Annotated in this window: 22 protein-coding genes; 8 read left to right on the forward strand and 14 right to left on the reverse strand. The window is 31.8% G+C overall.

Annotated elements, in window-relative coordinates; all coding sequences use genetic code 11:
- Positions 1–6: 6 nt before the first annotated feature.
- The 8 genes from ACHZDT_RS19770 to ACHZDT_RS19805 all read right to left on the reverse strand — a co-directional run bounded on the left by ACHZDT_RS19770 (position 7) and on the right by ACHZDT_RS19805 (position 7,801).
- Positions 7–678, reverse strand: a complete 672-nt coding sequence (locus ACHZDT_RS19770) for a hypothetical protein (RefSeq protein ID WP_394776421.1) — start codon at positions 676–678, stop codon at positions 7–9.
- A gap of 248 nt (positions 679–926) precedes the next feature.
- Positions 927–1,178, reverse strand: a complete 252-nt coding sequence (locus ACHZDT_RS19775; RefSeq protein ID WP_394776422.1) for a hypothetical protein — start codon at positions 1,176–1,178, stop codon at positions 927–929.
- Between the two features lie 193 nt (positions 1,179–1,371).
- On the reverse strand, positions 1,372–2,118 hold the full coding sequence (locus ACHZDT_RS19780; RefSeq protein WP_394776423.1) for a LytR/AlgR family response regulator transcription factor: 747 nt from the start codon (positions 2,116–2,118) through the stop codon (positions 1,372–1,374).
- Complete coding sequence (locus tag ACHZDT_RS19785) at positions 2,111–3,652, reverse strand: tetratricopeptide repeat protein (RefSeq protein WP_394776424.1); 1,542 nt, start codon at positions 3,650–3,652, stop codon at positions 2,111–2,113. The genes ACHZDT_RS19780 and ACHZDT_RS19785 overlap by 8 nt, the downstream gene beginning before the upstream one ends.
- A 276-nt stretch (positions 3,653–3,928) precedes the next feature.
- Positions 3,929–4,321 carry a hypothetical protein gene (locus ACHZDT_RS19790; RefSeq protein WP_394776425.1) on the reverse strand — a complete coding sequence of 131 codons (393 nt, stop codon included), beginning with the start codon at positions 4,319–4,321 and terminating at the stop codon, positions 3,929–3,931.
- Positions 4,322–4,555: 234 nt separating this feature from the next.
- Entirely contained in the window at positions 4,556–6,691 is a 2,136-nt protein-coding gene (locus tag ACHZDT_RS19795) for a polyribonucleotide nucleotidyltransferase (RefSeq protein WP_394776426.1), read from the reverse strand.
- A gap of 222 nt (positions 6,692–6,913) precedes the next feature.
- Positions 6,914–7,180, reverse strand: a complete 267-nt coding sequence (rpsO, locus tag ACHZDT_RS19800) for a 30S ribosomal protein S15 (protein WP_041516556.1) — start codon at positions 7,178–7,180, stop codon at positions 6,914–6,916.
- A gap of 165 nt (positions 7,181–7,345) precedes the next feature.
- Complete coding sequence (locus tag ACHZDT_RS19805; RefSeq protein ID WP_394776427.1) at positions 7,346–7,801, reverse strand: GAF domain-containing protein; 456 nt, start codon at positions 7,799–7,801, stop codon at positions 7,346–7,348.
- A gap of 71 nt (positions 7,802–7,872) precedes the next feature.
- Between ACHZDT_RS19805 and xrtF the strand changes: the two genes are divergently transcribed.
- From xrtF to ACHZDT_RS19835, 6 genes are all read left to right on the forward strand, one after another.
- A complete protein-coding gene (xrtF, locus tag ACHZDT_RS19810) occupies positions 7,873–8,409 on the forward strand; it encodes an exosortase family protein XrtF (RefSeq protein ID WP_394776428.1) in 537 nt (178 codons plus the stop codon).
- The gene (locus ACHZDT_RS19815; protein WP_394776429.1) at positions 8,399–8,845 is read left to right on the forward strand and encodes an exosortase F system-associated protein; all 447 of its coding nucleotides are present in this window, start codon (positions 8,399–8,401) and stop codon (positions 8,843–8,845) included. Before xrtF ends, ACHZDT_RS19815 begins: the two co-directional genes overlap by 11 nt.
- A 69-nt stretch (positions 8,846–8,914) precedes the next feature.
- Entirely contained in the window at positions 8,915–9,289 is a 375-nt protein-coding gene (locus ACHZDT_RS19820) for a hypothetical protein (protein ID WP_394776430.1), read from the forward strand.
- Between the two features lie 114 nt (positions 9,290–9,403).
- A complete protein-coding gene (locus tag ACHZDT_RS19825; RefSeq protein ID WP_394776431.1) occupies positions 9,404–11,410 on the forward strand; it encodes a TonB-dependent receptor plug domain-containing protein in 2,007 nt (668 codons plus the stop codon).
- Positions 11,411–11,454: 44 nt separating this feature from the next.
- Positions 11,455–11,844, forward strand: a complete 390-nt coding sequence (locus ACHZDT_RS19830; protein WP_394776432.1) for a heavy-metal-associated domain-containing protein — start codon at positions 11,455–11,457, stop codon at positions 11,842–11,844.
- 130 nt (positions 11,845–11,974) lie between these two features.
- Positions 11,975–12,655 carry a DedA family protein gene (locus tag ACHZDT_RS19835; protein ID WP_394776433.1) on the forward strand — a complete coding sequence of 227 codons (681 nt, stop codon included), beginning with the start codon at positions 11,975–11,977 and terminating at the stop codon, positions 12,653–12,655.
- A 234-nt stretch (positions 12,656–12,889) separates the two neighbouring features.
- Here the strand turns inward: ACHZDT_RS19835 and rodA are convergent, their stop codons facing one another.
- The 6 genes from rodA to purH all read right to left on the reverse strand — a co-directional run bounded on the left by rodA (position 12,890) and on the right by purH (position 20,128).
- Positions 12,890–14,125: a rod shape-determining protein RodA gene (gene rodA, locus ACHZDT_RS19840; RefSeq protein ID WP_394776434.1), complete on the reverse strand. Its 1,236-nt coding sequence runs from the start codon at positions 14,123–14,125 to the stop codon at positions 12,890–12,892.
- 14 nt (positions 14,126–14,139) lie between these two features.
- Entirely contained in the window at positions 14,140–16,089 is a 1,950-nt protein-coding gene (gene mrdA / locus ACHZDT_RS19845; protein WP_394776435.1) for a penicillin-binding protein 2, read from the reverse strand.
- A complete protein-coding gene (locus tag ACHZDT_RS19850) occupies positions 16,086–16,592 on the reverse strand; it encodes a rod shape-determining protein MreD (protein WP_394776436.1) in 507 nt (168 codons plus the stop codon). The genes mrdA and ACHZDT_RS19850 overlap by 4 nt, the downstream gene beginning before the upstream one ends.
- Positions 16,585–17,409: a rod shape-determining protein MreC gene (mreC, locus tag ACHZDT_RS19855; RefSeq protein ID WP_394776437.1), complete on the reverse strand. Its 825-nt coding sequence runs from the start codon at positions 17,407–17,409 to the stop codon at positions 16,585–16,587. Before mreC ends, ACHZDT_RS19850 begins: the two co-directional genes overlap by 8 nt.
- A gap of 109 nt (positions 17,410–17,518) precedes the next feature.
- The gene (locus ACHZDT_RS19860) at positions 17,519–18,547 is read right to left on the reverse strand and encodes a rod shape-determining protein (RefSeq protein WP_007804822.1); all 1,029 of its coding nucleotides are present in this window, start codon (positions 18,545–18,547) and stop codon (positions 17,519–17,521) included.
- A gap of 54 nt (positions 18,548–18,601) precedes the next feature.
- The gene (gene purH, locus ACHZDT_RS19865; RefSeq protein ID WP_394776438.1) at positions 18,602–20,128 is read right to left on the reverse strand and encodes a bifunctional phosphoribosylaminoimidazolecarboxamide formyltransferase/IMP cyclohydrolase; all 1,527 of its coding nucleotides are present in this window, start codon (positions 20,126–20,128) and stop codon (positions 18,602–18,604) included.
- 165 nt (positions 20,129–20,293) lie between these two features.
- Between purH and ACHZDT_RS19870 the strand changes: the two genes are divergently transcribed.
- Both ACHZDT_RS19870 and ACHZDT_RS19875 read left to right on the forward strand, forming a co-directional pair.
- Complete coding sequence (locus ACHZDT_RS19870; RefSeq protein ID WP_394776439.1) at positions 20,294–21,541, forward strand: ABC transporter permease; 1,248 nt, start codon at positions 20,294–20,296, stop codon at positions 21,539–21,541.
- A 94-nt stretch (positions 21,542–21,635) separates the two neighbouring features.
- Positions 21,636–22,682 carry an NAD(P)-dependent alcohol dehydrogenase gene (locus ACHZDT_RS19875; RefSeq protein WP_394776440.1) on the forward strand — a complete coding sequence of 349 codons (1,047 nt, stop codon included), beginning with the start codon at positions 21,636–21,638 and terminating at the stop codon, positions 22,680–22,682.
- Positions 22,683–23,091 lie beyond the last annotated feature (409 nt).

Genomic DNA, 23,091 nt, shown 5'->3' on the forward strand with positions numbered 1-23,091 from the left:
CTGATTTTAATTATTGATGTATTTTAATAGATTCTTCGTAAATAGTGCGGGATTTTCAGTCTTTAAGTCTCTATGTAAAAGGTAGAAATCATTTATTTTTCTTTTATTATTGGGGAATAATGCCAGGATTTCTTTTTTAGTATTAACAAGGTAAGATTTGGAATCTTTTAATAATATAAATTCATATTTAGGAATAAATTCAACTAAATCAATTTCATCTTTATTGATCTTTTTCTTCTCTTTATAATATTTTACAAAAAGCGTTATATCGTTTCCCGTCAAAACTTCTTCATAATATCCTTTTCTGAAATTAGGAATATTTAGCGTTTCAAGTTTGACAAATCTTTCATTTCCTAATTTAAAATAGCTGACATTCTCCTTAATGATGTTGATTTTTGTAGTGTTCGATTCTCCGTAAGGTTTTAAAACAATTTCATCATTATAAGTATCATAATTCAATAATAGATCAAAATAATCCTGGCCATTATAATTAATACTTCCTTTTTTAAAATCTTCCGAAATATAATAGCGATTATTGTTGTTAATCGTTTTGTCAAAATTTAAATGGGCTGGTCCATTTTCAAAATCTAATGATTCGACACCAAGATTTTTATCAAACCAATTGTATACAAAGATTTCATTGCTGCTTTGAGAATAAGCAGTGCAAAAATTTAACAATATTCCGATTATTACAAAGTAAAGAGGCTTTTTTTGATTTTTTTTCAAAGGAATGGTTTATTTGAATGTTTTGGATTAAAGCATTTCAAAAATATCAAAAAAATGTTAATATGTGACTTATTATTGTTTAAATATGTTATTTTTTTATATTTAGATGATTTTGGATCAATAATTTCTGAATTAAACAAAAAAACACCCAACCTAAAAAAATAAGTTGAAGTGTCTATTGAAAAAAGGGCAAACTTTATTTATTCGGATAGGTCATCATATACATCAAGCATATCGTCAAAGATTTTTTTTAGCGATTTTATGTACAGAGGAAATCCAAGAACTAATAATATATATTCTTTTCTTAGAATAGTAACATCGTCTAAAATTTCATATAAACTCGGAATAATCAGCATTAATGAAACAGCAATACCAACCCAAGGATTATTTTTTATTTTTTTTAAAATTGATAAAATTTTCATTTCTGGTTGTTTAATTAGTGCGATTCTCATTTATGTATATTAGATTTTGGGGTTTCTGAGCATAAAAGTAATTTCGATTTATTAGTTTGAAGTTAAAAATGTCACGAAAGCCATTTTTCTTGTCATGAAATAGTTAAGGCACTAATAACTAGATTAATCTCTTGTAAAAAAAATCCTCTCAGATTACTGAAAGGATTTGTATAATTTAGTTTCGATTTGATTTCTAAGATAGAATATTCATTTTTTTTAGAAAATCTTTATAAGTATCGCTTAAGTTAATTTTGTGATCTCCTTTTAGAATAATAAGATTATCGGCCAGGATAATTTCTTCAATTTTATCCGTATTCACAATCGTATTTCGATGTGTTTTGACAAATTTATTTTTATCCAATAAATTACTGATTTTGGTTAGCGAGATTTGAATGACAAATTTTTCTTTTTCGGTGATAATATTACAATAACGTTCTTCGACTTCAATGTATAGGATTTCGTTTAAAGCTACTTTTTTTAATGAGTTCTTTTTCTTTATAAATAAATAATCATTGCTAATTACGGTGTCTTGTTCCTCGCTCATAAATACATTTGTTTGCGCATAGAATTTTTCAACAGCCATTTCGATAGCATACAAAATTTCAAGTTCGTTAAATGGTTTCATTAAAAAACTAAAAGGCTTTGTAAGTTTAGCTCTTTCAAAAATTTGACGATCCTGCGAGCTCGTCAAAAACACAAATGGTTTAGATGAATTTGGAATAATATTAATAGTTTCTGCAAAAGTTATTCCGTCTGGTTTCCCGTCCAGAAAAACATCAATAATAATGATGTCAACAGTACTTTCATAAAAAAGCTTTAATGCAGCTGTAAAATTGGTCGCAACTCCTGTAACAGTATAATTATTTTCAGTCAGAACTTTGACAAGTGCATCACTTTGCTCAGGAGTGTCTTCTATAATTAAAACGTTAATATTATCCATTATTTCTTGTTTTTGGAAAAGTTAATATCATTTTAGTTCCCTTATTAAGTTCACTTTCTATAGCTATTGTTCCGCTATTTTTCCTGATCATTTGTTTGCACAATTGCATGCCTAAACCAGTTCCTATAATTTCAGAGTTATTTTTTTTGGCTAATATTTCTCCCTCTTGCAGTAATTCCTTAATTGTGTTTTTATTCATTCCAATTCCGTTATCATTAATAATAAGTTCACAAAAATCAGGATTAGTTTCCTGAGTGTAGAAATTGATACTTCCGTTTTCATTAGAAAATTTAATAGCATTATCCAATAAATTACGAAGGATAATTTTTAAGGAATCCAGATCAACGAAGATGAAAATATTTTTTGAAACCGAATTTTCAAAAGTAATCGATTTGTCAAGAAGTAAAGGCTTGTAATTGTATTCGATTTGCTGTACTACAGAATATAAATGTACTGATTCTTTATGAAAATACAATTGTTTGGTTTGCAGCATCGCCCAATGCAATAAATTGTCTAATAAACTGTAAGCGCCATTTGCAATAGTACTATTTTGAATAATAAGCTGATTTAATTCATCATAATTTTTAGTTTCCAGCGTAGCAGATAATTTTGCATTACTCGTTTTTAAGGCATTTACAGATGATCTTAAATCATGACTAACAATAGAGAATAATTGATCTTTAGTGGCGTTGAGTTCGTCTAGCTTATTTTTTTGTAATACAATAATTTTAGTGTTCTTTACTTTTTGACCGTATAAATAAACGCCGCCGGTTAAAATTAATAATAAGCCAATTGCTGAGAAAAATAAACTATTTCTCTGAGTGTTTTTTAGCTTGTTCTCGACTTCCAAGACTTTGATTTGCTTTTGTTTTTGTGCAACGGTAAATTTTTTCTCAAAATCGGCAATTGCCCATATTTTATTTTGATTGTTGAGAGAATCTTTCCATTGTTCAGATTCTTTTCTATAGATTAATGCTTTTTTAAAATCACCTCTGTTTTCTTCGATAGCAGACATGTTTTTTGAAGCTTTTCTTTTTAGGTCAAAATCATTTATTTTTTTTGATAAATCATATGCTTTTTCAAAATATGAAATAGCTTCTTTGTCTTTATATTGCAAATAATATAGATTTGCAATGTTGAAATATGAGTTTATGATTGGTATCGAATCCTTTTCTTTTTCCTGAATTTTAATGCTTTTAAAGAGATAAATCTCAGCTAACTTAAATTTATTAAGATGTAAGTAACACGTTCCTAAATTTGCATAAATTGAACTTAATTTATAGTCTTTTGCCTTTATTGTATATGCAATCTCCGCATTATGAAAAAAGCTTATTGCTTTTTCAAATTCTTTCAACTCCAAAGAAATTGCTCCTAATTTATAGTTTACTAAATGATAGAGCGCAAATTTTTTTGAAATTAAGTTTAATTCAGTTTTTGCTTCTTGCAATAGTTTTAATTCTCTAAAGCTATATCCTCTAAAATAATGGCAATAATTAATTAACTCCTGATTTTTACTTAAGCTTAGTTGTTTCATAGAATATACTAAAGTAGAATCCCAATTTTTTTTATTAAAAAAATATTGAGCCTTTCTAAAGTTTATCTCGGTTTTAAATTCCTCAGCTTTTTTATGAAATATCTCATCTACATTGCCATAGTTATTTACTTGAGAAAAAAGAAATGAAGAGTTCTGAAAAAGTATTAACAAAAAAAATAATTTAATTGCTTGCATTTTTTTGTAAGTGTCTTTTTTATTTAAGATATATGGTTTGATTTATAAGTTTAAATCAAACCATATCATGAAAATTATTTACTATCCATTTACACCTGTTTCTGTTCCTCTAGAGGTTTCAGGATCAATATCTCTTAAGTAAGACATAACGGTCTTTATATTTCTAACTGTATCAGAAGTATAATCTATTTCAACATACCAAACATCATAAGTTTCAGGTGTGTCTTCATCCCAGTCATAGTCAAAGTAAATATCGACCGAAGTATCGTTTTCTGTTAGTTTTCCAACTACTGGATTTTGTGAATCTTTAGAATTAATATATAAAGTAGCACATATTTTTAGCGTGCTAACGCCCTGATTTTTGTAAATCTTTGCTGAGGCCAAGGGCGAAACTGGAAAGATAAGATTGTATTTGTCTGAGAAGGTAAAGGGATCTGCGTTGATTCTTGTGATTTGGATAACATTAAAGTCCATAATAGGGTTTTTAGGGTTAATAATTTTATTTTTGGTGGGTTAAAGTTATTTTTTTTCTTTGAATAAAAGGTGAAATTGATATATTTTTTTAGTTTTATTCTCGTTAAAAAATATAGTACTGAATCTTCTTGTAATTTTATTACTATTTCCGCATTAGACAAAAAACGAAAAACCCCAATTCAACTAATGAATTGGGGTTTTCTATGAATAAACCTTTAGTAAACTAAGATCTGATTACTCTTTTTTCTCCTCACGTGGAGGTCTTGGAAGAAGTGCTTTTCTTGACACTTTTTCTTTTCTTGTTTTAGGATCAAGTCCTAAATATTTAACCTGGAATACATCTCCCATGTTTACAACGTCAGTAACATTTTCAGTACGTTCCCAAGCTAGTTCAGATACGTGAAGTAATACTTCATTTCCTGGTGCAGCACTGTATTCAACTACAGCTCCAAAATCAAGCATTTTAATTACTTTAACTTCATAAGCTTCTCCCATTTGAGGTTTGAAAGTGATAGATTGGATTTTTGCCAATACCGCTTCAATTCCAGCAGGATCTGTACCTAAAATTTCGATAACACCTTCTTCGTTTACTTCGTTGATTACGATAGTTGTTCCTGTAGCTTTTTGTAATTCCTGAATTACTTTTCCACCAGGTCCAATTAATGCTCCAATAAAGTTTCCAGGAATAGTTCTGGTAATGATTTTTGGAGAATGCGCTTTCACATCTGCATTTGGTTTAGCAAGAGTTTCAAGTAATTTTCCTAAAATATGTAAACGTCCATCACGAGCCTGAGCCAAAGCCTGCTCCATGATTTCGTATTTCAATCCGTCAATTTTGATGTCCATTTGACAAGCTGTAATACCTACTGAAGTTCCTGTTACCTTGAAATCCATATCTCCTAAGTGATCTTCATCACCTAAAATATCAGATAAAACTGCAAAACGATCTCCATCAGTAATCAATCCCATTGCAATTCCAGAAACTGGACGAATCATTTGAATACCAGCATCCATTAACGCTAATGTTCCGGCACAAACTGTAGCCATTGAAGACGAACCGTTTGATTCCAATACTTCAGAAACAACTCTGATTGTGTATGGATTTTCAGCAGGAATCATGTTTTTCAATGCTCTTTGTGCTAAATTTCCGTGTCCAACTTCTCTTCTTGAAGTTCCTCTTAACGGACGAGCTTCTCCTGTAGAAAATGGTGGGAAATTATAGTGCAAATAGAATTTTTCTTCTCCTTGTTCAGATGGTGAATCAATTTGGTTTGCTTCTCTTGATGTTCCTAAAGTTGCAGTTGCCAAAGCTTGAGTTTCTCCACGTGTAAACAATGCAGAACCGTGAACAGATGGTAAATAATCTACTTCACACCAGATAGGTCTGATTTCTGTAGTTTTTCTTCCGTCAAGACGAGTTCCTAAATCTAAAGTTACGTTACGAACAGCTTCTTTATTGGTTTTGTAGAAATATTTAGAAACTAAATCTCCGTTTTCTGCCAATTCTTCTTCTGTAAATAAGGCGCGTACTTCTTCTTTTACAGCATCAAATGCGGCAGAACGTTCGTGTTTAGCCGAACCAACTTTAGCAATGTTGTAAATTTTATCATAAGCCGCTGCTTTTACTTTTGCGTAAATAGCATCGTCTGTTCTTTCAGTTTCATACGTACGAACTTCTTTTTTTCCAAAAGCAGCTGCTAATCTTTCCTGAGCAGCGATTTGTACTTTAATATGTTCGTGAGCAAATTTAATTGCTTCTAACATTTCAGCTTCTGAAATTTCTTTCATTTCTCCTTCTACCATTGCGATAGAATCAGTTGAAGCACCAATCATCATATCAATATCTGATAATTCTAATTGTGCACGAGATGGATTGATGATAAATTTACCGTCAATTCTTCCAACTCTTGCTTCAGAAATTAAAGTTTCAAAAGGAATATCAGACAAAGCAAGTGCTGCCGAAGCTGCTAATCCTGCTAATGCATCTGGCATAACTTCATCATCATGAGACATTAACTGAATCATAACCTGAACTTCTGCGTGATAATCACTTGGGAAAAGCGGACGTAAAACACGGTCAACTAATCTCATTGTTAATACTTCGCTATCACTAGGACGAGCTTCTCTTTTAAAGAAACCACCTGGAAAACGACCTGCTGCTGCAAATTTTTCGCGGTAATCTACCGTTAACGGTAAAAAGTCAATACCAGGACTTGCTTTTCTTGATGATACAACTGTTCCTAAAATAACAGTTTTACCAATTCTTACTACTACAGAACCATCAGCTTGTTTTGCTAAACGTCCTGTCTCGATTGTGATGCTTCTGCCATCACCTAAATCGATACTTTCTACAAATAATTGTGGAATCATAAATTTTTTTCCTTATGGGTTATACAATGGGTTTTAGTTGTGTTGTAGTTGTTGTGTGTAGTTGTTGTTTATTCTAAAACCCAATGAAAAACCAAACTTTTTAGCCCCCCAACCCCAAAGGGGGAGCTTATAATCATAAAAATATCTTTTGATATTTCCCCCTTTGGGGGTTAGGGGGCTAAAAACAAAAAGAGGCACTTTCGCACCTCTTTTCTATATTGATTATTTTCTGATATTCAATACTTTGATAATCTCACGATATCTGTTGATCTCTTTCTTTTTCAAGTAATCTAACAACGATCTTCTTTTACCTACTAATAGTACTAGTGAACGCTCTGTGTTATAATCATGACGATTTTTTTTCAAGTGCTCAGTTAAGTGACTAATTCTGTAAGTAAACAATGCGATTTGAGCTTCTGCTTTTCCAGTGTTTGTTGCTTCACCGTGTTGTGCAAAAATCTCTTCTTTTTTCTCTTTAGTTAAATACATTCCAATATTATTTAATGATTTTTATGTATGTCATACATCTTTTGTAAGACGGTGCAAAAATAATACTTTTTTTCCGAAAAAATAAATTTAAAGATTGAAAAATTTGAAGATTTAGCAATTAAGACCTGAAAATCTTTTTATATGAATCTTTAAAAGTCAATTTTTTTAGAATAATTTGGCAACTTCCTCATTTACAAATTCTAAAAATCTTTCGTCAGCTTCCGTGAATGGGTCAATTACGTGGCTGTCAATATCAATTTGACCAATATTTTGTCCATTAACAAATAAAGGAACTACGATTTCAGACTTTACCGTAAAACTACAAGCTATATAATTGTCTTGTGCAGCAACATCCGGTACCACAAAATTTGCGTTACTTTCAGCTACTTGTCCGCAAATTCCTTTTCCAAAAGGGATTACAGTATGATCCGTTTCTGCTCCAACATAAGGGCCTAAATGTAAAGTTTTAGCCTCGTGATTGGCGAAATAAAATCCAACCCAGTTGTAATATTCTATGTTTTCGTTTAAAAGTTGGCAGATGGCTAATAATTTTTCGTCTCTAAGAGTATTGCTATCAGCTATAATAGCGCTTATTTTTGGTTGTAATTCCTGAAATGTCATGATGTGAAAATTTTATACAAAAGTATTTAAAGCAAATCTCAAAAAATACATAAATTTGAAAAAAATTTCCATTGAAAAAATATCTTACACAATTTAAGCCCTTCCTTATATTTATAGGTACTTTTTTTTCCGCATATATTTTGCTTACAATAGTTTATAAGTTTTATTTAGATACTTTTAAAACAACTGATGTAGACGGAATAACTTATGTTGTTGGTAAAAATGTATACCAATTAATGAATTTGTTTAATTGTGATATCAAAATTCATGAAAGTGTTTCTAATGCTTGGTTAGAAGTTTGGTACAATAAAAAATATGTCATTAGAATTGTTGAAGGTTGTAATGCAGTAAGTATTTTTATTTTGTTTTTTTCTTTTATACTTGCTTTTTCAGGAAAACTAAGAACGACAGTACTTTATATCCTGTTTGGTATTTTGTTTATTTACATCCTTAATGTTATCCGAATCGCTTTACTCGCAGTTTTACTATTTTATTTCCCTCAATACCAGCATATATTGCACGGCGTTCTTTTTCCCTTAATTATTTATGGAGCAGTTTTTATTTTATGGGTAATCTGGATAAATAAATTTTCTAAATATGCTAAATAAACTGATTGAACATAAATTCAAAATACTGATTGCGGTTCTTATTATAGTATGTTTTGGAATTATTAGAGCTTTAGAGAATAGAATATTTTATGATCCGTTTTTAATTTATTTCGAATCTGATTTTAAAGACTTGCCTTTTCCCGAAGTAGATCCGCTTAAACTATTTTTCGGACTTTTAGTTCGGTTTATATTAAATACCATTTTATCATTGCTGTTAATTTACACTTTGTTTCAGGATCTTGAAATCTTAAAATTTAGTACCTTAATATATGGATTCTTTTTAGTGATACTTTTAGGAATGTTTTTTATCATTCTTAATTATTTCCCTGAGGCAAATTGGCTTCTTTTTTACGTTCGAAGATTCATCATACAGCCCATATTTGTCTTGTTATTTATTCCGGCATTCTATTATCAGCAACAGAATCTTAAAAAATAACAAATAATTAAATCTTTTTTCAAGTCTTTTAGGTAGTTTTGCAACATGAATTTTAAAAAGTGCACTGGATTGTTTTTAGCGTTCCTATTGTTGGTTTCCAACATTGGGTTTGCTTTTGATGTGCATTATTGCGGAGGAAAAATTGCTTCTGTTTCATTAAACACTTCTGTTTCTGCATCTCCTGAGAAGAAATGTTGTGGCGCATCACAAAAAAAATCATCTTGTTGTAAAGACAAAGTGGTTCATATTGAGAAAAAATCTGATAATGCAACTATTAAGTTTTTCTTTTTTCAATTTGCCTTTCCAGCCGTAATTCAGGAAGTTAAACCAATTGCTTTTTTATCAATCCCGAATTTCAAAAGCAATCAAATCACATCGTATTATTCTGATGCGAATGCACCTCCATTATTTAAATTATATAGTCAATATATTTTTTATTCCTGATTTTAATGTTTAGAATCAAGCCATTTATAGGCTTGCATTATGCTGTTTGCTTATTTCTCAGTTTTGAGAATTTATCTTAAAAGCAGCTTTTCTATTAACATTAAAATCTTTTTTATGCAAAAACATATTATGCTTTTGGGTATGATTTTACTTTCTGTCTCTGCTTTTTCGCAAGAAGATTTAGAAGAAGTGAAAATCACCAAAAAGCAAAAAGGACTTAAAAAATCCTATACGCTTACCGCCAATACTACAATGATTACGAGCAAAGAGTTACTAAAAGCTGCTTGCTGTAATTTGGCAGAAAGTTTCGAAACAAACCCATCAATCGATGTCAATTTTTCTGATGCTTTGACCGGAACCAAACAAATCAAAATGCTTGGTTTAACAAGTCCGTATTTAATGATTACCGAAGAAAATATTCCTTCGGTTCGTGGAGCTTCTCAGGCTTACGGATTATCATTTACGCCTGGAACATGGATAGAAAGTGTACAAATTACTAAAGGTGCCGGAAGTGTTATTAATGGTTACGAAAGTATTTCGGGACAAATTAATACTGAACTTTTGAAGCCTTTGAGTGATATCCCATTCTTTTTAAACATATATGGTTCAACCGATGCTCGTTTTGAGGTAAATACACATTTCAATAAAAAATTATCTGATAAATGGGCAACAAGTTTGTTTGTTCATGGAAATGCCCGTGTTGCAAAAAATGACATGAACGATGATGGTTTTCTGGATAATCCGTTAGGGAAACAAATCAATGTTTTGAATCGTTATCAATATTATAATCCTGATAGCGGTGTGGTGAGTTTTATCAATTTCAGATATATGAATGATAAAAAACAAACCGGAGAAGTTGATTTTGATAAAGACAGAGATCGCGGAACAACAAATTACTGGGGTTCAGAAATCAATACAGAACGTTTTGATCTTTCTACAAAAATAGGATATGTTTTTAAAGATATGCCTTATCAAAGTATTGGTTTCCAGAATGCTTTTAATAGTCATAATCAAAATTCTTATTTTGGTTTAAATTTGTATGATATTAAGCAAAATAGCTTTTATTCAAATTTGATTTTCAATTCGATTATCAACAACACGATGCATAAATTCTCAACCGGTTTGAATTTTACCTACGACCAATATCAGGAATTTGTAAATGTGAATGATTACAGCAGAATTGATAACTCAGTAGGAGCATTTTTTGAATATACGTATGATAATGCCGATAATTTCAGTGTGATTTTAGGCGGAAGAGTTGATAATCATAATCGTTTGGGTTTTTTCGTGACACCTCGTTTACACATGAGATACAACCCGTGGAAAGATGGGGTAATTCGTTTTTCTGCCGGAAGAGGAAAACGTTCTGCCAATATTTTTGCCGAGAATCAACAGTTATTTGCTAGTTCAAGAACGTTCTCAATTTTAGATACAAACGGAAAAATTTATGGATTAAATCCTGAAATTGCATGGAATTATGGCGTAAGTTTTTCTCAGAAATTTAAAATTTTCAATAAAAGTGCCGAAGCCGGATTTGATTTCTATCGCACCGATTTTCAGAATCAAGCCGTGGTTGATTTGATGCAAAGTCCACAGCAGGTTTCTTTCTATAATTTAAGAGGAAATTCGTTTGCAAATAGTTTACAGATTGAATTTAACTATGAGCTTGCTCATAATTTTAATTTGAGAACAGCGTACAAATATTATGATATCCAAACAGATTATTTAACCGGAACTTTTCAGCGTCCGTTACAATCTAAACATCGTTTTTTAGGAAATCTGGAATATGAAACGAATCTGAACGATGGCAAACAATGGAAGTTTGATTATACCTTTAATTGGTCCGGAAAACAGCAATTGCCTTATACGGCATCAAATCCTGTTGAAGATCAGTTTCATGATTTTTCTCCTTCTTACGCTGTTATGAATGTTCAGGTTACTAGAGTTATTTCACCGGTTTTAGAAGTTTATGCTGGCGGAGAAAACATTGGGAATTATAAACAGGAAAAAGCAATTTTAGGTTCCGAAGATCCTTTTGGACCTAATTTTGATGCATCTATTGCATACGCTCCAATTTTTGGACAAATGTATTATGCAGGTTTACGATTTAAAATAAAATAATTCAATTTCAAAAATCAATTTCAATAACAATAAATATAATAAAAATGAAATCAGCGATTCACGAATACAAAAAAAGCAATATAAAAAGCATGAGTAAAAATTTAATTTTAATTGCAATGATAACTTTTTTAGGATTTTCGGCTCAGGCTCAAACTAAAAAAAATAAAAATTTAAAATACACTACAGAGGTAAATGGTAATTGCGAGCAATGCAAAAAGCGTATTGAAAAAGCAGCTTTTAGTGTTCCCGGAGTAAAAACGGCGACTTGGGATATTAGTTCACATCAATTAGCGGTGATTTTAAATGAAGAGAAATCATCTCCGGCAGATTTAAATAATGCGATCGCAAAAGTAGGCCATGATACTAAGGATGTTAAGGCAACAGAAACCGATTATGACAATTTACATTCTTGCTGCAAGTATGTAAGAGAATAATAATGTTGAGAGCCCAAGTGTAAAACTTGGGCTTTTCAATAGTTAATTTATCTTTAAAATATAGCATTTTATTGGTGTTGAAGCAAATTATTGTTAATTTCACGAACTTATAAATATAACCAACGCATTTATGAATAATTTTGATTGGACTCAATTAATCAACCCCGAATTTTATATAACATTAAGTATCGGAGGTTTTCAAATTGGTTTATTTATTGTTTTGTTTATAGTTTTTGCTGAAACAGGACTTTTTGCAGGTTTCTTTCTTCCTGGAGATAGTTTGCTTTTTTTGGCAGGTATCTACAGTCGTGATTTAATGCTCAATGTTGTTGATATTCCATCTGATTTCATAAATGTTTTTTTACTCTCAACTTTGGTCGCGTTAATGGGCGTTTTTGGGAATATGACAGGATATTGGTTTGGAGCAAAAAGCGGTTATTACTTATTTAAAAAAGAAGATACTTTTTGGTTCAAGAAAAAGTACTTATTACAATCAAAAGATTTCTTTGAAAAATATGGTGGAAAAGCAATTATTTATGCTCGTTTTCTTCCAATATTCAGAACATTCGCTCCAATTATTGCGGGTATAGTTTCTATGGATAAAAAGAAGTTCATGTTTTTTAATGTTTTGAGTTCTTTTTTATGGTCTTTTATCTTGATTTTTGCGGGTCATTATTTATATGGTGTATTTTTAAAACAAGGAATTGATCTAAAACACCACATTGAATACATCATTATTATAATTGTTATTATTTCTACATTTCCAGTATTGGTAAAGCTTTTAAAAAAGAGACCAAGCGAAAAGATTTAATTAAAAAAATATAGCATAAAAAAAGTCCGAAGTTTTAAACTTCGGACTTTTTTATGTTCGAAATGATTTGATAAATCATTTATAAAAGATTGTCTAGATATAATAAAGGTTGTATAAACAATGATTTAAAGCTCTACAAACTAAAATTAAAAACTGACTATTTGTTTTTCTTAATGACAACGCGCGATCTGGTTGGAATTTGGAATTTTTTTATATTGGAATTTCTTAAAAAGATTACCACTCATTTACTTTATTTGCATCCATCTTCAGGAAGATAAATAGCAAAATAGTGAATCCCCAAAGTCCGGAACCTCCGTATGAAAAGAAGGGCAGGGGAACTCCAATTGTTGGAAAAATCCCAATAACCATTGCTATATTTACAAAAAAGTGAGTGAATAAAATTCCGGCAACACAATAACCATAAACCCTGCTGAATTTTGTTTTTTGTCTTTCTGCTAAATAAATAACTCTTAAAAACAAACATACAAAAAGAATTATAACAACTAAGGAACCTGCAAAACCCCATTCTTCACCAACTGTGGTAAAGATGTAATCTGTATGTTGCTCAGGTACAAAGCCACCTTTGGTTTGAGTTCCTTCCAGAAAACCTTTTCCTATCCAGCCTCCAGAACCAATAGCGATTTCTGATTGATTTGTATTGTATCCAATACCTTTCATATCGACAGTTTTACCTAATAATATATTAAAACGATCGCGGTGATGCTGCTTGAAAATATTATCAAAAACATAATCTACGGATAGTACAAAAGCAGAAATTATAGCGAGTAAAATACCACTTAAAAGAATGTTTCTATCGACGGCTCTTCCTTTAAAATGTATAATAATTAAAACTCCCAAAGCAATTAAAATAACGGCATAGGGTTCTAAAACGAGTGTTAGTACAAATAATAAAATAGTAATAAAACCAGTCCAAACATACCATGAAGGTAATCCTTCTCTATATAAAACAACAATAAAGATGCTATATATCAAGGCACTTCCGGGATCGGGTTGTGGTAAAATCAGTAAAACAGGTAAAAAAACAATAGCCAATGCCTGAACTTGCCTGTTTACATCTTTTAGGTTTATTTGTGTGTCACTTAAATATTTTGCCAATGCTAATGATGTTGCAGCTTTTGCAAACTCAGAAGGCTGTATGGTAAAACTTCCTATTGCGTACCAGCATCTTTGACCGGCAATAGTTTTTCCAAAAAGAAATAAACCGGCTAATGATAATAAAGAAACTCCAAAAATGATACTGGCGTATTTTTCATAAAATTTTCCGTCAACAAAAAGTACGACGAAAATTAAAGGAATAGTACATCCAATGAAAATTAGTTGTTTTTGATATGTTCCTTCCGTTGATAATAGTGATGAGGAATAGATATTTAGCCACCCTAATATCACTAACGAAATGTAGATAAAAACGCTTATCCAGTCAATGTTATTTTTTACACTTTGATTTTTCATTTGAAATAATCTTATTAGTTTTCCTTAGTGGTGTCTACAGGGATATTTTTAATTTCTACTTTTGGTTTAACGATTTTGGCTTTCATTACAGAATCTTTTGGAGTAGATTCAATTGCACTAGCTTCAGTCATTCCTCCTAATTTTGCATATTCGCTTACTAAACTCTTGTTAAGCACTCGAATTTCTAAATCATTTCGTGTGATTTTCTTTCTAAGATATTTTTCTATCATCAGACTTGCAATCGGACCCGCAACTGTAGCACCGAAACCTCCGTTTTCAATCATAATTGCTATAGCAATTTTAGGATTGTCTTTTGGCGCAAAAGCCACAAAAATAGAGTGATCTTTAAGTTTTGTTCTGACTCCGTCAATTTTTGCGTAGTTTTCAGCTGTTCCTGTTTTTCCACAAATATCAATACCTTCTACACGAAGCGCGTGTGCTGTTCCCATATTATATACGTCAAACAAACCGCTAATAACCGGTGGAAAATACTTTTTGTCGATTGTAGTTTCGTGCTTGGTTGTAAATTTAGCATCTATTTTTTTTCCTTCAATCTTTTTGATGATATGAGGTGTATAATAATAACCTTGATTGGCAACCGTTGCCATCATATTTGCTAATTGAATAGGCGTCATCAAAACTTCACCCTGACCAATAGCATTCGATACAATTGTTGTGCTTCTCCAACCTCCGTTAGGATAGATTTTTTTATAGGTTTTAGATGTTGGTACATTTCCTTTTTTACCGATTGGTAAATCATATCCCATAAACTGACCAAGCCCAAAACTTTTTACGTGATCGCTCCAAACATCAACTGCTTTACCCGGATTGTTATATTTGTTGATAGTCAACATATACGCCTGTGCAAAGTATGTGTTACAGGAATTGTAAATTCCGTTATGTAATTGATGCGGACCAAAACCGTGACATTTCATAAAACGACCTCGACCGTAGCTAAATCCGTGGTGACACATAAATGTCGTTTGCTCGTTAATCACACCCTCTTGTAATGCAACTAAACCAGTTAAGATTTTAAAAGGAGAACCAGGAGGATATTCGGCTAAAAGTCCTCTGTCGTATAATGGTTTTGCTATTGAATCGTGATATAAAAGGGTATAGTTTTTAGATCTTTGTCTTCCAACTAAAATTCCGGGATCATAAGATGGCGCAGTAACTAATGCCAATATCTCACCGGTTTTAGGTTCGATGGCAACAATTCCTCCTCTTTTATTGATCATTAATTCCTCACCATACTTTTGAAGTTCAGCATCAATTGTTAAATTAATATCTTCTCCGGCAACAGCAATAGTATCGTATTTACCCTCTTTATAAGAACCAATTTCTCTGTTGTATTTGTCTTTTTGAATGTATTTTACACCTTTTATACCACGTAAAATTTCTTCATAACTTTGCTCAACTCCTTGCTGACCTATTAAATCTCCACTATTATAGTATGGGTTTTTAGCAATTAGTCCTTCGGTTACCTGAGTAATGAAACCAAAAATGTTAGCGCCGTAATCTACTTCATAATCACGAAGAGAACGTTTTTGAAAATAGAAACCTTCATATTTTCTGATCTTTTCCTGGAAAGCGGCAAATTCATTTTTGTTTAATTGTGCTAAAAATACAGAAGGCAATCGCGGACTATAAACTTTAGCTTTTGCGATTCTTTTATCGTAGTCTTCTTTTGTGATGTTTAGTAAAGTACAAAATTCATTAATATTCAGGTTTTCCTTGATTTCTCTGGGAATAACCATGATATCATAAGAAGCCTGATTAGCAACTAATAATTTGCCGGTTCTATCATAAATATAACCTCTTTCAGGATAGTCATACTGTTTCTTTATTGCGTTATTTTCTGATTTTAATTTAAAAGAATCATCTACAATTTGCAAATAGAATACCCTCATCACCAGCAAAGATGCTGCGATAATAATTAAAGAGGGCAGCAGAACTTTTCTCATCGTTTATTGGGCTTAATAAGGTAAATTATTATAATTGAAGTGATTATTGTAAATATAGAGCTAAATAAAGTTCGGAGTAAAATATCCCAAATAAATTTAAACTGGAAAGCTTCGAGTACAAATAATACAATATGATGTAATACTACAGATACTAAAATAAATGAAAACCTTTCAGGAGTCAAAGACTCGTTTAATTTAATGGTTTGATATTCATAACTCAATCCAAATGAGAATTTAAATATATACGGTCTGTAATAGGCGAGGATCACACATGCTGTTGCATGAATTCCACCTGAATTGCAAAACATATCCATTGTAAGTCCAAGTAAAAAGCTAGAGATAATTAAACCCGCTCTATTGCTGTTTACCGGATACAAAATAATGTATAGGATGTATGGAAAGGGACTTATGTACCCTAAAAAATTCATATTATTGAAAATAACAATTTGAATTGCTAGTAACATAATAAATCGAAAAATATTGACTAACAAAGCGCTATTCATTTTTTTTCTTGTTTTCTAAATTAATAAGTTCTTCTCTGTCCTTACTCTTGATAATATAAACATGGCCCAAGTTCGTCATGTCATTAAATAATTTCACTTTTATAACATAAAAACTTGTCTTAGCTTCTGTATAAACAGTCTCAACAGTTCCTATATTAATTCCTTCCGGGAAAATTACAGATTGTCCGCCTGTTACAATAGTATCGCCTTTTCTAACAGATGCCAACCTTGGAACATCCCTAAGTTGCACGAATCCAGTACTAACACCATCCCAGGTTAAAGAACCAAAGTGATTTGATTTTTTTAACTTAGCATTAATCTGAGATTTCATATTCAGGATACTTATTACAGTAGAATATCTTGGTGATGTATCATCTACAATACCAATAATTCCTAAACTGTTTATTACTCCCATATCCGGTTTTACACCTTCATTAGATCCTGAATTTAATGTAATAAAGTTTTCGTGTGTATTGTATGAGTTATGAATTACTTTTGAAACAATAATATCGGCAGGTTTTACACCTTTAACGCTGTCTGGTAAAGGTGCTTTTGTGGTGTCTTCTTTATTAAATAAAAGACTTTTTAATCTTGCGTTTTCAAGTACCAGTTCGTCATTTTCGGTTCTTAAATTCAAATATTCATTTACATGATTAATTTTTTCATAAACACCGCCGCTTAAAAAATTAGCGGAACTGATTACTCTGCTTTTATGAAAGGAATGAGATTGAATTGTGAGAGCCAACGAAATACCTAAAAGCAGCAAAAACAGCAATCGATTACTGTTTCTTATAATAAAATTAAAAATTTGCTGCATTTCTTGTTTGGTTATTTTGTTTCAGGATATGCTATTAAGTTTTCAAATTTTATAAAAGTCAAATTCGATCAATTTGACTTTTATAAAAATATATTTGATTATGTGAATCTTATTTAATTAAGATGCTTTTGAATTTTGCAATGTTTTTAAGTGCCATTCCGGTTCCACGAACTACAGCTCTTAACGGATCTTCGGCAATATAAACAGGTAAATCTGTTTTTTGCGAAATACGTTTGTCAAGACCTCTTAACATAGATCCACCACCAGCTAAATAAATACCAGTGTTGTAAATATCTGCAGCTAATTCAGGAGGAGTTTGAGATAACGTTTCCATTACAGCATCTTCAATACGTTGAATAGATTTGTCTAATGCTTTAGCAATTTCACGGTAGGAAACATCAACTTGTTTAGGTTTACCTGTAAGTAAATCTCTACCCTGAACTGACATGTCTTCCGGAGGACCATCTAAATCTTCGATAGCGGCTCCAATTTGAATTTTTATTTTTTCAGCAGTACTTTCTCCCACAAAAAGATTGTGTTGTGTACGCATGTAATAAACAATATCGTTTGTAAAAACGTCACCTGCAATTTTTACAGATTTGTCACATACAATTCCGCCTAAAGCGATAACTGCGATTTCAGTAGTACCACCACCAATATCAACAATCATGTTTCCTTTTGGCTGCATGATATCAATACCAATACCAATTGCTGCTGCCATTGGCTCATGAATTAAGTAAACTTCTTTTCCGTTTACTCTTTCACAAGATTCTTTTACAGCACGCATCTCAACTTCAGTAATACCAGACGGAATACATACTACCATGCGTAAAGCCGGAGTAAACATTCTTTTCTTCAAAGCCGGTATACTTTTGATGAACATGTTGATCATCTTTTCCGAAGCATCGAAATCAGCAATAACACCGTCCTTCAAAGGCCTTATGGTTTTGATATTTTCATGCGTCTTACCTTGCATCATATTGGCTTCCTTACCAACAGCAATGATTTTGCCTGATATTCGATCACGTGCAACGATTGACGGACTATCAATAACAACTTTATCATTATGTATGATTAAAGTGTTTGCGGTACCAAGGTCTATCGCAATATCCTCGGTCATGAAATCAAAAAATCCCATAAGTTTTTTAGGGGTTTAAAATGTTATAAATTATTTTGAACAAAGTTAAACAAATTAATGTTTAAAATGACGTGTTCCTGTAAATACCATTGCAAGATTATTTTCGTTGCAATAATTTATGCTTAATTCGTCTTTTATCGAGCCTCCGGGCTGAATTACAGCTGTAATTCCTGCATTTTTAGCTAATTCTACACAATCCGGAAACGGGAAAAATGCATCACTCGCCATTGAAGCGCCGGTTAAATCAAATCCAAAAGCTTTTGCTTTATCTACAGCTTGTACCAAAGCATCAACTCTCGATGTCTGACCTGTACCGGAAGAAATTAATGTTCCGTTTTTAGCAAAAACAATCGTATTTGATTTTGTGTTTTTGCAAATTTTAGATGCAAATATCAAATCCTCTATTTCCTGAGCAGTAGGCTCACTAATTGTAACGGTTTTTAAATGCTCTTTAGTATCTGTAATATTATTTCTGTCCTGAATTAACAAACCGTTAAGACATGTTCTCACTTGTCTTGAAGGTAATTCAACTTCATTTTGAACTAATATAATTCTGTTTTTCTTTTCTTGTAAAACTGCAATTGCATCATCATCATAACTTGGAGCAATTACTACTTCGCAAAACAATTTGTTGATTTCTTGTGCTGTAGCTAAGTCAATTTTAGTATTTGCAATCAAAACTCCGCCAAAAGCAGATGTAGGATCACAAGCAAGCGCCGCTAAATAAGCTTCGCTAATTGTTTTTCTTGAAGCTAAACCGCAAGCATTATTATGTTTTAAAATTGCAAAAGTTGGTCCGTCGGTTTTGAACTCATTGATTAAGTTTACTGCCGCATCAACATCTAAAAGGTTGTTGTATGACAATTCTTTTCCGTGAACTTTTTTGAAAACAGCATCAAAATCTCCAAAAAAGAAACCTTTTTGATGAGGATTTTCTCCATATCTTAAAATTTGACCACCTTCAATACTTTCTTTATATATCGTTTCGTCAGTGTTGAAATAATTAAAAATTGCACCATCATAATGAGATGAAACGTGGAATGCTTTTGTAGCAAACAATCTTCTGTTTTCAAGAGTTGTTGCCCCGTTTTGTTCTGTAATCAAATCAAGAAGCAAGCTATATTCATTTACCGAAGCCACAATTACAGTGTCTTTGAAATTTTTTGCACCGGCACGAATTAATGAAATTCCGCCAATATCAATTTTTTCAATAATATCCTGTTCACTTGCGCCTGAAGCAACCGTTTTTTCAAATGGATATAAATCAACAATAACCAAATCAATCTGAGGAATGTCAAATTCCTTCATTTGTTGAACATCACCTTCGTTATCCTGACGGTTTAAAATTCCGCCAAAAATTTTTGGGTGTAACGTTTTTACTCTTCCGCCAAGAATTTCAGGAAATGAAGTAATATCTTCAACAGGAACTACAGGAATTCCAAGGTTTTTTATAAAATCTTCTGTTCCTCCAGTCGAATAAAGTGTTACGTTTTGTTCATGTAATTTTCTAACGATTGGCTCTAGCCCATCTTTCGAAAAAACAGATATTAATGCAGATTGTATTGTTTTAGTTGTGCTCATTGTGTAGTTATGATTTTCAGACTGCAAAAGTAGTTTTTTTAAATATTATTTTAAAGAAAATTAATGTAACATTATGCTAAATAAATCTACTTATGAGTAAGTTAACTTTTATTAGGTTTTTGATTTTAAATTATTGAATTTTACTTTACTGAAAAATACACATATATGCTGGTTTATCTAAGGTTATTAAAAGAAAGTTTTCGCTTTGCAATAAACGCTTTGCGAAATAATAAATTACGTACCTTATTGTCCTTGTTAGGTGTTACGATTGGAATTTTCTCGATTATTGCGGTTTTGGCGGCAGTAGATTCCTTAGATAGAAAAATTTCAAAAGACTTGAGCAGCTTAGATAAAAATACGATTTATTTAATGAAATATTGTTTCGGACCTTCTGAAATTCCACAATGGAAAAGAGAGCAGTTCCCTAATGTAAAATATGACGAATATATCAGTTTAAAAAATTCACTAAACAATACAGATCAGGTCGCGTATCAGCTTTTTGTAAATCATGAAACTTTAAAATATGATTCAAAAACCGTTAGTGATGTAAATATAGTTCCTTCGTCAAGCGAAATGGTCGATATTGAAGGATTGAGTTTTGATAAAGGAAGATTTTATAATGAATCCGAATCAAATTCTGGAAGTGCCGTAATTGTTCTGGGATATGATATTGCCGAAGGCCTTTTTGGAACAAGTGATCCCATTGGAAAAAATATTCGTTTATACGGGCAGCGTTTTACAGTAATAGGTGTAATTAAAAAACAAGGCGCAGGATTTTTTGGCGATAGTAATGATACATCGGTTTATTTGCCAACAAATTTTTTACGCAGAATGTACGGAGACAGCGATTCTATGACGCCGGTTATTGTTTTAAAACCTGTAAAAGGAGTAGACATGGATGCGTATAAAGCCGAAGTTGCTCAAAAATTAAGAGCAATTCGGGGAATGAAAGCAGGAGAATCTGATAATTTCTTTATTAATGTACTTTCCGGTTTTACTGATTTTGTTGATGGAATTCTGGGAAGTTTACGATTTGGCGGAATATTTATAAGTTTCTTTTCGTTTTTAGTTGGAGGTTTTGGAGTAGCAAATATTATGTTTGTTTCAGTAAAAGAACGTACTAACTTAATAGGTATTCAAAAATCTCTGGGAGCAAAAAATAAATTTATATTGTTTCAGTTTTTGTTCGAAGCCGTTATCCTTTGTTTGATCGGTGGAATTATTGGTTTAATAATTGTTTTTCTAATGTCTGTTTTATTAACCAATTTATTAGATTTTGAATTTGTTTTAAGTTTCTGGAATGTGGTTATTGGAGCAGGATTATCAATTTTGGTTGGAGTAATTTCGGGAATTTTGCCTGCGATTTCGGCGTCAAAATTAGATCCCGTTGAAGCGATTAGAACCGGAATGTAAATCTAAAAGTTAAATTCATTTTTTAGAACTTCAAAGTTTGCTTTATTGTTCAATATTGTTGTAATTTTAATAGCTTAATTAAAAAAATAATAATATGATACCAGTAAAAGCGTATGCAGCCTATGATGCCGAAAATCCGTTAAAACCTTATACGTTTGAAAGAAAGGAAGTTGGTGCTCATCAGGTTCAAATAGATATTTTATATAGTGGAGTTTGTCACTCAGATATTCATACTGCAAAAGGCGATTGGGGGCCTGTAAATTATCCATTAGTTCCGGGACATGAAATTGTAGGTAGAATTGTTGCTGTTGGAAGCGAAGTATCTAAATTTAAAGTTGGAGAATTAGCAGGAGTTGGTTGTTTTGTTGATTCGTGCAGAGTTTGTCCAAGTTGCCAGTCTGGCGAAGAACAATTTTGCGATGAAGGAATGACAGGAACTTACAATAGCGTTGAAAGAGGAACCAATATCCCAACTCGCGGAGGATATTCTACCAGTATTATTGTTGATGAAAGTTACACACTTCATGTTTCTGAAAAATTAGATATAAAAGGAGTTGCGCCATTATTATGCGCCGGAATTACAACTTATTCACCTTTAAAATATTTAAAAGTTGGTAAAGGTCATAAAGTGGGAGTTTTAGGCCTTGGAGGTTTAGGACATATGGCAGTTAAATTTGCAGTTGCGTTTGGTGCCGAAGTAACAATGTTAAGTCATTCTCCATCAAAAGAAGCAGATGCTAAAAAATTAGGAGCGCATCATTTTGCATTGACTTCAAATCCTGAAACAATGGAATCTTTAGCAAATAGTTTCGATTTTATCCTGAATACTGTTTCTGCAAAACACGATCATAACGCTTACCTGAATTTACTAACAAAAAACGGAACCATGATTGTTGTTGGAGCTCCGCCGGCACCAGCTGAAATTCCTGTTTTTACTTTAATCATGAAAAGAAGAAGTATTATAGGAAGTTTAATAGGCGGAATCAAAGAAACTCAGGAAATGTTAGATTATTGTGCAGAACATAATATTACATCTGATGTTGAAATAATCGATATGTCGTACATTAATGAAGCATACGAACGTATGAATAAAAGCGATGTAAAATACCGTTTTGTAATTGATATGGCTTCTTTAAAGTAACTTTTAAAGTTGCTAAGGTTCTGAGTTACTAAGTTGCTAAGTTTTTTTTGAAGGTTCAAAGGTTTTTAGTCACAAAGGCTCAAAGGTTTCGAATTGAATTAAAAACTCTTGGATTTTAAGATTAAAAATAAAGTTCCTGAGGAACGATCTATATTGTAGGGATGGAATTTATTCCGTTAACAGATGATAAAATGATTAAAAGTTCCGGAGGAACGATTTATATTGTAGGGATGGATTTTAATCCATTTTTCGCAATCCATATCGCAATCTGTCGCAATCTTGTCATTCGGATTTCTATGATAAAACCAACTCTTTTTTTCAGGAGCTAATCCCGCTATCCGTTTCAATCTTTTGTGGCGAACCCCGCCACAAAAGGATTTTCACTTCTATCGGGGCTAGGACAATCATT

This window comes from Flavobacterium sp., assembly GCF_043722275.1.
In the GTDB taxonomy this organism is placed as follows: domain Bacteria; phylum Bacteroidota; class Bacteroidia; order Flavobacteriales; family Flavobacteriaceae; genus Flavobacterium.